The following is a 14,659-nucleotide window of genomic DNA, read 5'->3' on the forward strand; positions in this document are numbered from 1 at the left end:
TCATCAAAATAAATGGAATTTATAATCAGACCTCTCAGACTTTTATATAAAACATTTGTTTTAATACTTTTTTGTCTTTTTATGGGCAGTTGTACCGAGCAATATGTTTTTCAGACCAATTCTACATTTGAAAGCATACTTGTTGTTCAGGCCAATATTACAAACGAATTAAAAAAGCAGGAAGTAAAAATTACGAGATCCTATCGTCTAGAAGAAGATGGCCCTGCTTTTGAAAAAGGCGCCATGGTCTATGTAACCGACAGCGATAAAAACACATTTGAGTTCGAACTTGAAGATTTTTCAGGACTTTATGTTTCAAAAGATCCTTTTCAGGCAGTTCCGGGAAAATCGTATCGTTTAAATATTATAACTAAAGATGGAAAATCGTATTCCTCTGCAGCACAAACTTTAACTGCAGTTAGCGAAGTTCAGGTTGAACCTAAAGTAGAAACGATAGACGGTATTAAAGGAGTTCAAATACAAGTAAGCAGTTATGATCCTAATGGAAAATCGAGATTTTACAGATATGAATATGAAGAAACATATAAAGTGATTTCTCCCTCATGGACTCCTGATAAACTTAAAGTAGATCCTGATAGTCCAAACCCAGAGCAGCCTAATTATCTGATTATTCCCAGAGAAGGCGAAACGCGAGTATGTTATACAACAAAAAAATCGGATGATTTAATTTTACTGAGCACAGTGGGCTCAAGTGAAGATCGTATCAATTTGCCTATCCGTTTCATAGATATGAAAAGTCCTATTCTAAATGAACGTTACAGTATTATAGTCCGTCAATATATCCAAAATTCAGAATCTTATACTTATTACAATACATTAAAAAGCCTTTCTACGTCTTCAAGTCTTTTTTCACAAGTTCAGCCTGGTTTCAATTATGGTAATTTAAAATCAGATGACAATCCTGATGAGAAAGTAATTGGTTATTTTGAAGTATCATCAATATCATCAAAAAGAATCTTTTTTAATTTTAGAGATCTTTTTGTTGACGATCCATATCCTCCTTTTTATAGTGACTGTGCACCGCAAATATTAGCTAATTGTTGGACTATGAAAGGTTGTGCTGGCTTCACAATACTTGCATTAGTTAAATCACCTGTAGCAGAGTCAGTATATTTAGGAGAGCAAGGCAACATGAAGGAAATTATATTTGTTCCTGCCCCTTGTGGAGACTGTACCAGAATTTCATCTAACATTAAACCTTTATTTTGGATAGATTAAAAAAAATAATAAGTATCGTGATGTTAATAGCAATTCAGACTGCTATTGCACAGAATAGTTCATTAAACAAAAGTGAAACTATAAGTAAAGCGACGAGTGAGAATATATTTGTTCATTTAAACACCACGACTTTAGTTGTTGGAGAAACATTACATGTCAAATTTTATTGTTTAAATCCATCGAACAACAACTTTAGCAATATTAGTAAAATTGCTCATGTTGAGCTTGTTAATAAGGAAAACCAGATTGTTTTAATAAACAAAATTTATCTTGACAGTGCTACCGGACATGGTGATTTTTTTATACCAACAACATTTAGCACCGGAAATTATAAACTAATTGCATACACAACCTGGATGTTAAACAAAAAAGATTCAAAAATTTCCGAGACAGATCTTTTTATCATAAATCCTTATTCAACAAGCAAAAACAGTAATTCTGGAAAATATTCTAACACTCAGGAAAAAGAGACAAAAATTCCAGAAGCTAAAATAAGTGTTGAAAATCAACCAAAAGATGAATCTTTTACTCTGGAATTAGATAAAAAAACAGCAACAAAAAGAGAACAAATTTCACTTAAAATAAAATCATCAAATTCTATTATTAATAAGGGAAGGTTTTCGCTTTCGGTAAAAAAAATCGATAATTTGCCTGTCATAAAACCAATGAATTCTTATGAATTTGTGAAATCAAATTCTAATAATTTATTAGCCAATACTATAAATGACAGTATCTTGTTTTTACCAGAATTTAGAGGAGAAATAATATCCGGCAGCATTATAAATACGAAAGACCCGAAACAAATCGCCGGCAAAGACATTTCCTTATCAATACCAGGAACAGATTTTGCATTTAAAATAGTAAAAACAGATCAATATGGTAAATTCAACTTTATTTTAGATAAAAACCCAAATTATTCTAATGCTATTTTCCAGGTAGTTGAATCTGATAAAAATGATTATAAAATTGAAATTGATAAAGATAAAGGGTACAATTTTTCAGAATTAAAATTTACAAATGAGCTACATCTTTCTTCTGATTATAAAAAAAGCATAGAAGAAAGATCCATAGCAAATCAAATAGAAAACGCATATTATTCCACGAAAAAAGATAGTATAGAAGTTAATGCGAAAACTAATCCTTTTTATCATCCATTAGAAAAAGAATATGTCCTTGAAGATTACACAAAATTTCCAAGTTTAAAAGAAACAATTATTGAGGTGATAAAAGAAGTATATTATCGGGAAGAAAATAATAATTTCACGCTAAATGTGAGAGATATAAATTATGATTTGAAATATTTTTCAGAACCTGCATTAGTATTAGTGGATGGATTATTAATTCAAAACACCAACGAATTAATTGATTATAAAACCGATAATATATACAAAATCAGCGTTGTTCCCGGGATCTATCTTTATGGACCAAAAGCGTTTAATGGTATCATTAGCTTTACTACAAAAAACAATGATTATATAAGCAAAGAAAAGGGAAGCTACATTTTGAAGTCTGAAATTCAAAGACCTCAAAACAAAACTATATATTTCAAACAAGACTATGCAGACAGAGCTAAATATAACAGACTTCCTGATTATAGATATCAATTACTTTGGGAACCAGAATTAACATTGGATAAAACTGAAAATTTAATTTCTTTTTTTACTTCTGATGTACCGGGAGTCTATGAAATAAATCTGGAAGGATTTACAGAAAAAGGGGTTCCTGTTTCTTTAAAAGAAACGATGGAAGTAAAAAATATAAGCGCTAATTAAAAATAAAAGATTTAGTTGAAAATCATATAATTGATAAAATATTCGTAAAAATGCTAATTCAGTTATTTGAATTTGGGTTTTTAGTTAATTAAAACAATTAATTTATCATATTTTAACAATTACTATCAAAATCTATAACATTTTTTTAATACTTTTGAAATCAACCAAAACAAAACACTAAAACTGCCAATCCATTGAAAAATCATCAACAAAAAACTATTTTCCTTGTTTTATTTGGATTATTCTTAAATATTTACTCCACCCAAAGTCAAACAAATGACGATATTACAGTCTATAATTGGTTCGATAAAAATTTAGGTTTAGAATCTTTGGATTTCAAAAATGGATTAGCACATCTAAACTTTGACAAGACTGCTCCAAATCAACATCGCTATTTAACTGATGAATTCAAGAAAGGAAGCATTAATTACAATGAGCAATTGTATTTTGATTTATTTCTTAAATATGACATTTATAATGACGAATTGGTTTTAAGACCTTATGATGAGTCTAACACAACTAAAATCAATCTTATTAAAGATAAAATAAAGTCTTTTACTATTGGCAATGAGAAATTTACCAACCTTAAAGAATTAAACCCAACAATCTTTAAAGGCGGATATTATGAAGAAATATTAATTAAAAATAATATTACGCTTTATATCAAATATTACAAAGAAAAAAAGAAAAGCACCAAGGATGAAATTAATTTAATCGATTATGTACCAAAATACGAGTTTATCTTATTTAAAGAAAACAAGTATAATTTGATAACTGAAAAAAAAGAAATCGTAACACTGTTTCCTGACAGTAAAAGAAAAATAAATGATTTCTATCTTATGAATAGAGACTTAAGAAAAGAGAATCCTTCTCTATTCATGAAAAATATTATCAAATACATTAATAATTAAAATTTTCAGAAATCATCCAAATGAGAATATTTACGATCCTTCTATTATTTTTCGGTTTTAATCAATTAATGTATTCACAAGTTCAAAAAAATACAGTTAGCATTAATTATAGCAATATCACCAGAATGGATGCTTTAAAAAAAATTGAAGCCTCCACCAATTACAAAATTTATTTCCAGGATGACTGGTTCGATCCTACTGTTTTAATTTCAGGAGACTATTCTAATAAAACTATTGAAGAATTATTATCAAAAGTTTTAGAAGATACAGATCTTAATTTTTTTATTGACAGAAATAGAATTATCTTAACAAAAAACAGTATCGTTTACAGCAAATTACCCACTAACGGCACTAAAGATTCTAATGCACCCATCTTTTTCCAACAATATGATTCTGTCAAAAAAAACAAATCAGAAGGAACAACTTCTATTGCGTTAATTGGTAAAGAAACATTAGATTCAGATGTTGAACTTTATACACTTTCGGGTCACATTACTGATTTAAAAGATGGTAAACCTCTGGCGGATATAACGGTAAAAGCAAAAAATACACCGATATCGACTATTACGAATGCTGAAGGATTTTACAGTTTAAAACTTCCTACCGGACTGAGTACAATAGAAATTGAATCCATATTTCATAATAGTACTTCCCGAAAAATCATGATTTATAGTAACGGTACTTTAGACTTTTCGATTATCGAAAAAATAAATCAATTAGATGAAGTAGTCGTAAAAGGAAAAGACAACCAAAACATTAGAACTGCGATTACCGGCGTTACTACAATCGAAGCCGAAGGAATTAAAAATATTCCTTTAGTACTTGGAGAGCGAGATATTTTTAAGGTTGCCTTAACTATTCCCGGCATAAAAACTGCTGGTGAAGGTTCTTCAGGATTTAATGTCAGAGGAGGAAAAGAAGATCAAAACCTGATATTATTAGACAACGCAACTATCTACAATCCAACACATCTTTTTGGGTTTTTCTCATCTGTTAATCCATATACAATAAACAAAGTTGATATTTATAAAGGCGGAATACCTCCAGAATTTGGAGGGAGATTATCATCTGTTTTTGATATCGTTTCTAAAAATGGAAGTACAGAAAAAATCTCTGGAGAAGGCGGAATTGGGCCAGTAACAAGTAATCTTACGGTTTCAATTCCTGTCGTAAAAGATAAAGCCAGTTTATTGGTTGGCGGAAGAGCAACCTATTCTGATTGGATTTTAAAGCAATTGGATGATGAAACCCTAAAAAACAGTCATGCCTCTTTTTACGACTTATTTGCAAAATACAATCACAAAATAAACAAAAACAATTCAGTAGAAGCAACTGGATATTACAGTAAAGACGCTTACAGCATAACTCCTGATTCTATCTATAAATACAGCAACAGTCTTGTTTCTTTAAAATGGAAACATGCTTTTAATGAAAAAAACAGCAGTGAACTAAACTTTACAAATAGTGGCTATAATTTCAGTATCAATTATGAATCTACTAATCCGGAATCCTTTATTTTCAAATATAAAATAAATGAAACTCAGGCAAATTTAAAATTCAATAGTGAATTAGGTGATAATCACAAATTCACTTATGGGGTAACTAGTAAATTATACAAAGTTAATCCGGGAGAATTAAGTCCAAATGGGGCATCTTCTATTGTAACACCGACAAAAGTAGACGATGAAAAAGGATTAGAATCGGCTGTTTATTTCTCTGATAAATTTCAAATTACCGAAAAATTATTATTGGATATTGGAGCCCGATATTCGCTTTATGCCGCCTTAGGACCATCCACACAAAAAATTTACGAAGAAGGTGTGCCAATGACGCCTTCAACCGTAACAGAGGAAAAAACATACACCAACAATCAAGTAATTAACACTTCTGGCGGATTTGAGCCAAGAATAGGTTTGCGTTATATATTTGATGAAAGCTTATTTGTAAAAGCAGGTTTCGATAAAAATTACCAATACATTCACTTACTAACAAACAATACCACTCAATCTCCAACTGATACCTGGAAATTATCTGATTTGAATGTCAAACCAGAAACTGGACTGCAATATTCTTTAGGTGTCTTTAAAAAACTAGAATATAACGATCTTGAGCTAAGCTTAGAAGGATATTACAAAACGTCTAAAAATATTTTAGATTATAAAGTAGGTGCCAATATTCTTTTAAACCAGGATTTAGAAACCGAGTTATTGCAAGGAGAAGGAAAAGCCTATGGTGTTGAATTTTTATTAAAAAAACCTAACGGAAGACTTAATGGATGGATTGGATATACTTATTCAAGAGCATTTATAAAATTAGACAGTCAGTTTAATGATGAAAAAGTAAATAACGGTGAGTATTTTCCAACCAATTTTGACAAACCACATGACTTTAGCATTGTTATGAATTATAAATTCACACATCGCTATAGTTTTTCTTCTAATTTTGTATATCAAACCGGAAGGCCAGTTACCTACCCAATTGGTAAATATTATTATCAAGGTGCTGAATACACGATATATAGCGATAGAAATAAATATAGAATACCTGATTATTACAGACTTGACATAGGACTTAACATTGAAGGAAATCATAAAATAAAAAAATTAGCGCATAGTTTCTGGAATATTTCGATCTACAATGTATTAGGAAGAAATAATCCATATTCCATCTTTTTTGTAACAAAGGAAGGACAGATAAAAGCCTATCAGACCTCGATTTTTGCTGTTCCGATACCAACTATTACTTATAATTTTAAATTTTAAAGTCATGAAAGTCTTATTCAGATTTCTCACAATATTAATACTCTCAACAACCGTTGGGTGTACGACTCCATACGACTATCAAACTAACGGATTCGATGATGTTATTACAATTGAAGCTACTATAACGGATCAATTTAAAACTCAGGAAATAAAACTTACAAGAACTTACAAACTTGAAGAAAAAGTACCTACGTTCGAAACGAAAGCTATTGTTTTTGTAACTGACGATAAAGGGAATAAATATGATTTTAAAGAGAATGCAGCATCTTATACTTCAGTAAATCAGTTTCAGGCAAGCCCGGACAGGACTTATACTTTACATATTCGTACTCAAGATGGAAGATCGTATGTTTCGAATTCAGAAAAATTACCACAGCAAACCCAAATCGAAAGTGTAAATGCTGCGGCGATTACAAAAGAAGGCGTTCTTGGAGTAGAAATTACAGTAAATAGTAATGACCCAACTAATTCATCAAAATATTACAGATATGAATATGAAGAAACTTCTCAAATAATTGCACCAAAATGGTATAGGGAAGTATTAGTTGAAAATAATGGAAGAGTTAGTTTACAACCAAGAACAACTGAAGCCAGAATTTGCTATACAACAGAAAAATCAAATACTTTACTATTAACAAGTACAAGCCATTTATCAGAAGATAGAGTAAGTAATTTTCCTGTTAGATTCATTCCCAGTACAGATAATTTTATAAGAAACAGATATAGTATTTTAGTAAAGCAATACGTTCAAAGTCTGGCTGCTCATACTTTTTCTGAAACATTAAAAGAGATATCAAATAATGGAAGTATCTTATCTCAAACACAACCGGGATTCTTTTACGGAAATATTAAATCTGTAGATAATCCTTCAGAAAAAGTAATAGGCTATTTTGATGTGTCTTCTTATTCTGAAAAAAGAATATTTTTCAATTATACAGATTTTTTTACTACAATAAAACCACCATATCCATATGATTGTCCTAGCGAAATCCCGGAATTAGATCTTGGACAATATTTTTTCAATTATTGTTTTTCTACAAATCCCAATGCGGGCTGTCAGGGAAATTTAATAGTAGAATATATCAAAACAAAAATTAAAGTCTTTTTTCCAAATGACGGTACACTTTATTTATTGTACCCAATAGAATGCGGAGATTGTACGTCATTTTCATCAAATATAAAACCATCATTTTGGATAGATTAAAATATATATTAGCCATAGCTTTAATAGTAAGTTTTCAGCAAATTTCTTTTGCTCAGAAAAACAACACTATTAATGAACTGAGTCTGATCGACAAAAAGTTAAATGAGTCAATTTATGTTAGCACAAACGGCAATTCGTTCCTAACCGGAGAAACTTTACTCTATAAATTTTTCTGTGTAAATAGTACAACAAATATTCCATCAAAATATAGTAAAGTAGCTTATTTAAAGTTAATAGACAGTAATAAAAAAACCATCTTTATTCACAAACTTTTCCTTGAGAATGGTATTGGAAATGGAGACTTTTTTATTCCAACTACTTTAGAAACCGGAAGCTATAAAATAATTGGTTATACCAATTGGATGTTAAACAAAAATTCATCCGTATATTTTAACCAAGATATTTTTATAATAAATCCATATAAAGAAAAATCAAAAAATGTTATATCTGATAAAGTTCTTAAATCAGAAGTAATATCGAATGAAAATATTTCTTTTGATCTGAAAAGCAAAACATATAAAAACAGAGATAGAATAGAATTTAAAATCAATACAACTTCTGATGAATTTGCTAAAGGAAATTATATGCTATCTGTTAGGAAAACTGATGGCTTATTATCCCAAAACAAAATAAATTTTAAAGAATTACAAGCGAAAAGCCAAAATGAAAATTCTAATACGGAAATAAATAATACTAATGTTTCGCTTCCTGAATTACGTGGAGAAATCATAAGTGGAAAATTATCGTCTAACACGGCGGAAATTAAAAATAAGAAAGTAGCACTTTCTATTGTAGGCAAAAACAATGATTTGAAATTAACCAAGACAGATGATCAGGGTAAATTTCAATTTAATTTGGAAAAACCCAATCCAAATGCAAATATTATTATTCAGGTTATTGAGGATAACAAGGAAGATTATACGGTTACAATGGAACAACCTAAAGACATAGATATTTCAAATTTAACATTTCCTGTTTTTGAATTTAATTCAGATTTTATAAACAACGTAACAGAGAGATTGGTTTCGACTCAAATTGAAAATGCCTATTATACCAAAAAGAAAGATAGTACTATAGTTCCAAACGATAGTATTGCATTTTTTGGTCCTTTATCGAAAGAATTTAAACTTGATGCGTTTACAAGATTTCCAACAATGGCAGAAACGATTACAGAAGTTGTAGCTGGTGTTTACTTCAAAAAGAACAACAACGATTATTCTATACACGTTTATGATTATGACCCAAATTATGAATCGACAATTCCAGCTCTAATAATAGTTGACGGTTTAATTATTCAAAATGTAAATGAATTATTCACTTATAATCCTAAAAACATTTATAAAGTTAATGTCGTAAAAGGACTTTATTATTATGGTTCAAAATCATTCAACGGAATTGTGGCTTTCACAACCAAAAATGGAGATTATGATACCAATCTTAAAGGCAATTTTATAATTAGACCAGAACTTTTAAGACCCCAATATAAAAAAGACTATTTTCAACCAGATTATACAAGTAATAAAAGCACAAGAATTCCAGATTACAGACATCAACTATTATGGATGCCAAAAGTTGATTTGAATGGTTCAAATTCAAACGTTTCTTTTTATGCGTCAGATGTATCTGGAAAATACGAAATAATTTTAGAAGGATTTTCTTCTAATGGAAAACCTGTTTTTATAAAAGAAAACATTGAAATTCAGGATTCAATCTCAAATTAAAGTCTTAATAATTAAAATAAAAAATCCGATTCAGAATGTTGAATCGGATTTTTTATTATTTTTTTTAATTAATTGTAACTTTTTTGAAACTTCTTACGTATAACCATTTGTACACTTTAAAAATAAGGAGACAATACAATGAGACAACTTAAAATCACCAAGCAGGTAACCAATCGTGAAACTGCATCGTTAGATAAATATCTACAAGAAATCGGAAAAGTTGACCTAATTACCGCTGATGAAGAGGTAGAATTAGCACAAAGAATAAAGGCTGGTGATCAAAGAGCTTTAGAAAAACTTACAAAAGCCAACCTACGTTTCGTAGTATCGGTAGCAAAACAATATCAAAATCAAGGATTAACGCTTCCTGATTTAATTAACGAAGGAAACTTAGGTTTAATTAAAGCGGCTCAACGTTTTGATGAAACTCGTGGTTTCAAATTTATCTCTTACGCAGTTTGGTGGATTCGTCAATCGATCCTTCAGGCTTTGGCAGAACAATCACGTATCGTTCGTTTACCATTAAACAAAATTGGTTCTATCAATAAAATCAACAAAATGTACGCATTATTAGAGCAATCTAACGAGCGCCCGCCTTCTGCTGAAGAAATTGCAAAAGAACTTGACATGACTGTAAATGACGTAAAAGAGTCTATGAAAAACTCTGGTCGTCACTTATCAATGGATGCTCCTCTTGTTGAAGGAGAAGATTCTAACCTTTATGACGTATTACGTTCTGGAGAATCTCCAAACCCGGACAGAGAGTTAATTCACGAATCATTACGTACTGAAATCGAACGTTCATTAGAAACATTAACTCCTAGAGAAGCTGATGTTGTTCGTTTGTATTTTGGTCTTGGCGATCAACACCCAATGACTTTAGAAGAAATTGGAGAAACTTTCGACTTAACTCGTGAGCGTGTACGTCAGATTAAAGAAAAAGCAATCCGTAGATTAAAACATACTTCAAGAAGTAAAATTCTTAAAACTTATTTGGGATAAAACCCCACAAAATCCAATATTAAAAATTCCAAATCCCAATAATTTTATTGGAATTTGGAATTTATTGCGAAACTGCCTATATTGGACCGCAAAGCAAACAACAGTTTGATTGACTGTTCGTTTTTTGATTGATGATTGAAACTCCGGCTGATTACCGGAGTTTTTTATTGGCTCTAACTGAAATTTTAACCACAGAGCTCGCAAAGATTCTTTTATTTTTAGATTTTGTAAAAAACACAAAGTCCACAAAGCTTTATAAACTCTGTGTAATCTTTGTGAACTCTGTGGTTAAAAAAAAATTATCTTTGTAAAAAAACAACATACAACTACACAATGAAGAATACACTTATCGCTCCTTCTGTTCTAGCAGCCGATTTTGCCAATTTACAACGTGATATCGAAATGGTCAATAACAGTGAGGCTGATTGGTTTCATATTGATATTATGGACGGCGTTTTTGTTCCGAATATTTCTTTTGGAATGCCAGTTTTGGAAGCGATTTCAAGACATGCTAAAAAAACAATCGACGTACATTTAATGATTGTGGATCCTGATCGCTACATTAAAACTTTTGCAGATTTAGGCGCAAATATCCTAACTGTACATTATGAGGCTTGCACACACTTACACAGAACCTTACAAGCTATTAAAGCCGAAGGAATGAAAGCAGGAGTTGCAATCAATCCTCATACTAATATTGACTTATTAGAAGATGTAATCAATGATCTTGACTTAGTACTTATTATGAGTGTGAATCCTGGTTTTGGAGGACAATCATTCATTGAAAATACTTATACTAAAGTAGAGAAGCTTAAAGCTTTAATTACACGCAAAAATGCTTCTACAATTATCGAAATTGATGGCGGTGTAACCAGCAAAAATGCAAAACAATTAGTAGAAGCCGGAGCCGATGTTTTAGTTGCGGGAAGCTTTGTTTTTAAAGCAGAAAACCCTACTCAGACTATAGCTGAATTAAAAGCTCTGACCACTTTTTAAATTTTTTAAATTCGGAAAAAAATCAATTCCAGTCATTTTTTCTAAAGTTTCAATTGGAACTACAAACTCATAAAGTGACTTATCGCTATCTTCATTCGGAACCAAAAAAGCAATTGCTTTATGTTCTTTTCCTGATTTAGCCAAAATTATTTTATAAAAATACTTAGGGACAGCTACTTTTTCTGTCCCTATTTTTTTGTCTGAATCTTTCAGAATTCCTCCTGTTACGACATAAATGTCATTATACTTTTCAGCCCAATAACGTGTTTTCTGCTCCAATCTATTCCAGATTCCGCTATTAAAATCATGTTTTTGAGGAGAGATATTTGAGGTATAAAAAGTATCCGTATAAGCACTTTGATCAAACTCCATATCGCCAGCCGGACAAAGATGGCCTTTATCATAACCTGATTTTTTATAGTTTCTCCAATCAGCAGAACCTGTAGATACTTTTGGATCTTCAATAAAATAAGGTCTTTTAAAATCATTATTTCTAAGATATTCTTTCTTTAGTTCATAAGCAACCCATTCGGCCTGTTCGAATTTTTCATTATATGAAAGTGTATAATATTTGTGTTTTACAATTTGTTTGGTTGTTGAAGTTGGCAAATAAGCAAAAGTATAAATCGAATCTGTACGACTCTGAGTGGATACAAAATTAGATTCGGTCTCTTTCAAATCATTTTTTACACTACTTTCTACAATCTCTTTTTTACAGGAAATCGACATTAAAACTATCAAACTTAACAAAATATAATTTCTCATTTACAGGATATCTTTATTCATTAAACTTACAAAAAAACGCTCCAAAAAAATAAAATTTTCTGGAGCGTTTAATAACAAATATCTTTTCTAAAATTAAGATTTTACCAATTTATCTTTTTTCATTTTAGGAGTAACAGTATTTTTTACATAACTCTTACTTTGTAAATCATCTAAAACATTTAATGCTTCTTCTACATAAACGTCTTTAGCTAATGCCTGATGCCAAGCTTCTCTTTTTTCTTTTAAAGTAGCATCGCTATTCATTTCAAGTTCTTCATAAGGCAAAGATTTAAAAACCAAATTGTTTTTGTAATCTGCAATAGGTTTGTATTTTTTACCTTCATTTTCAACTTGTTCCTGAGTTGCTTTAAAGCTATTGATATTTAAACTATAAGTGTTTTCTTTGTTTTTAACATCGATCCACTTCGCATTATCTTCAATTAATTTAAACTGAGCATTTCCAGCAATTCTATTTTTACTATTTAAAATTGCCTGATTAAATTTCTCATTTGAAGTCCAGGTATTATAATCCGCTGGATCAATTTTATCCCATGGCATTGCGTTGTCAATATCACGTTCACCCATTTTTAAATAAGCATAACGATCCGGCATAACCACATCACTATGAACACCTTCTAACTGAGTTGAACCACCATTGATTCTGTAGAACTTTTGTCCTGTAATTTTCAAGGCTCCTAAATCTCCATAATTTGCATTACGAACAAATTGGTTTAAGTCTAAAACGTTTTGCACTGTCCCTTTTCCGTAAGTTTGTTTACTTCCAATAATTACTCCACGTTTGTAATCCTGAATTGCAGCTGCCAAAATTTCTGAAGCCGAAGCAGAGAAACTATTCACCATAATTACTAATGGCCCGTCCCACTCGATTTTTTTATCTTTATCGTATAGAACTTCTTTCTTTTTACCTGCAGATTTTACCTGAACGATTGGTCCTTCTTCAATAAATAAACCAGCAATATCAACTACTGTAGATAAAGATCCACCACCATCATCACGAACATCAAGTACAATTCCGTTGATATCTTCTTTTTTCAATCTTTCTACTTCAAGCGCAATATCTTTTCCGGCATCACGACCATCTTTATTTTCAAAATCAATATAGAATTTAGGTAGATAAATTACACCGTATTTCAATCCGTTTCTTTCTACAATACTTGATTTAGCGTATGTTTCTTCAATTTCAACAACATCTCTGATAATCGAAATCACTTTGATACTTCCGTCAACTTTTTTAACTGTAAGTTTTACTTCGGTTCCTTTGTGCCCTTTAATTTTTTTCACAACATCATCCAAACGCATACCTACAACATCTACAGGTTCTTCGTTTCCTTGTGCTACTTTCAAAATTAAATCTCCAGCCTCAAGTTGTTTTCCTTTCCACGCAGGTCCGCCAGAAATTAATTCATCAATTTGAGTAAAGTCATTTTTCTTAGTTAATCTTGCTCCAATACCCTCTAATTTTCCACTGATATTTACATCAAAACGATCTTTTTCTTCTGGTGCAAAATAGCTTGTATGAGGATCAAAACGTGTCATAATTGAGTTTACATACACAGAAAACCAATCTTCTTTGTTCAAATCTTTAATTAAACTGAAATTATCATCTAACGATTTTAAAGAACTCTCACGAGTTTCTTTTTCTAAAGTTTCTAAAGATTTTGCTTTGTAAGCAGGATCTGTTTTCTTTTTATCTTCCTCTAATTTTTGTTTGGTAACAAGAGATGAAAGTGTCGATAATTTAATTTGTTTTCTCCATCTTTCATTAATTTCCGTTGCATTTTTAGCATAAGGAAGATGCTCATAATCCGCATTAAAAGTTTCGTCAACGTTGTAATTGAAAGGTTGTGCCAAAATCGTTTTGTAACGTTTTTTGCTCTCTTCCATTCTCTTCATCAATCTAGTATAAGTCAAATTGAAAAAGGTCAGATCTTTATTCAAAAACTGATCATCTAATTGCAACTCATATTGTTTAAATTCATCAATATCAGACTGCAAAAAGAACCTTTTTGAAGGATCTAAAGCATCAATGTAGTCTTTAAAAATTCCTTTAGAGAACTCATCATTTATTTCAGCCGGACTATAATGTCCTTTTTCAATAACAAATGCAAGTAATTCTAAAAGTGTTTTATCTCTATTTGGGTCCGGATCTTCTGACTTATCTGCATTAATTTTAAAAGCAAACAAGGTTAATGACAAGCATAATACGGCTATAAGTATTTTATAATTTCTTTTCATAAATTTAATAATAGCATTCATCAATTTTTTA

Annotated in this window: 10 protein-coding genes; 8 read left to right on the forward strand and 2 right to left on the reverse strand. The window is 30.6% G+C overall.

The window, feature by feature from the left end:
- Positions 1 to 12: 12 nt before the first annotated feature.
- The 8 genes from AC1RRN_RS11745 (at position 13) to rpe (ending at position 11,607) form a co-directional block, all read left to right on the forward strand.
- Positions 13 to 1,239, forward strand: coding sequence for a DUF4249 domain-containing protein (locus AC1RRN_RS11745; protein ID WP_492967475.1), 1,227 nt, complete (start codon positions 13 to 15; stop codon positions 1,237 to 1,239).
- Positions 1,240 to 1,259: 20 nt separating this feature from the next.
- A complete protein-coding gene (locus AC1RRN_RS11750) occupies positions 1,260 to 3,011 on the forward strand; it encodes a hypothetical protein (protein ID WP_492967476.1) in 1,752 nt (583 codons plus the stop codon).
- Between the two features lie 194 nt (positions 3,012 to 3,205).
- The gene (locus AC1RRN_RS11755) at positions 3,206 to 3,922 is read left to right on the forward strand and encodes a hypothetical protein (protein ID WP_492967477.1); all 717 of its coding nucleotides are present in this window, start codon (positions 3,206 to 3,208) and stop codon (positions 3,920 to 3,922) included.
- A gap of 20 nt (positions 3,923 to 3,942) precedes the next feature.
- Entirely contained in the window at positions 3,943 to 6,684 is a 2,742-nt protein-coding gene (locus AC1RRN_RS11760) for a TonB-dependent receptor (RefSeq protein ID WP_492967478.1), read from the forward strand.
- A gap of 4 nt (positions 6,685 to 6,688) precedes the next feature.
- On the forward strand, positions 6,689 to 7,888 hold the full coding sequence (locus AC1RRN_RS11765) for a DUF4249 domain-containing protein (RefSeq protein WP_492967479.1): 1,200 nt from the start codon (positions 6,689 to 6,691) through the stop codon (positions 7,886 to 7,888).
- Positions 7,876 to 9,609 (forward strand): hypothetical protein, encoded by a 1,734-nt coding sequence (locus tag AC1RRN_RS11770; RefSeq protein ID WP_492967480.1) that lies wholly within the window; start codon positions 7,876 to 7,878, stop codon positions 9,607 to 9,609. Before AC1RRN_RS11765 ends, AC1RRN_RS11770 begins: the two co-directional genes overlap by 13 nt.
- 138 nt (positions 9,610 to 9,747) lie before the next feature.
- Positions 9,748 to 10,611 (forward strand): sigma-70 family RNA polymerase sigma factor, encoded by an 864-nt coding sequence (locus AC1RRN_RS11775; protein WP_007804760.1) that lies wholly within the window; start codon positions 9,748 to 9,750, stop codon positions 10,609 to 10,611.
- Between the two features lie 333 nt (positions 10,612 to 10,944).
- Entirely contained in the window at positions 10,945 to 11,607 is a 663-nt protein-coding gene (gene rpe, locus AC1RRN_RS11780; RefSeq protein WP_492967481.1) for a ribulose-phosphate 3-epimerase, read from the forward strand.
- Here the strand turns inward: rpe and AC1RRN_RS11785 are convergent.
- Together AC1RRN_RS11785 and AC1RRN_RS11790 are read right to left on the reverse strand one after the other, a co-directional pair.
- The gene (locus tag AC1RRN_RS11785) at positions 11,584 to 12,372 is read right to left on the reverse strand and encodes a DNA/RNA non-specific endonuclease (protein WP_492967482.1); all 789 of its coding nucleotides are present in this window, start codon (positions 12,370 to 12,372) and stop codon (positions 11,584 to 11,586) included. The two genes, rpe and AC1RRN_RS11785, sit on opposite strands and share 24 nt — an antisense overlap.
- Before the next feature lie 93 nt (positions 12,373 to 12,465).
- Entirely contained in the window at positions 12,466 to 14,649 is a 2,184-nt protein-coding gene (locus AC1RRN_RS11790; RefSeq protein ID WP_492967483.1) for a carboxy terminal-processing peptidase, read from the reverse strand.
- Positions 14,650 to 14,659 lie beyond the last annotated feature (10 nt).

Source organism: Flavobacterium sp. GW821-FHT11G01 (assembly GCF_058808175.1).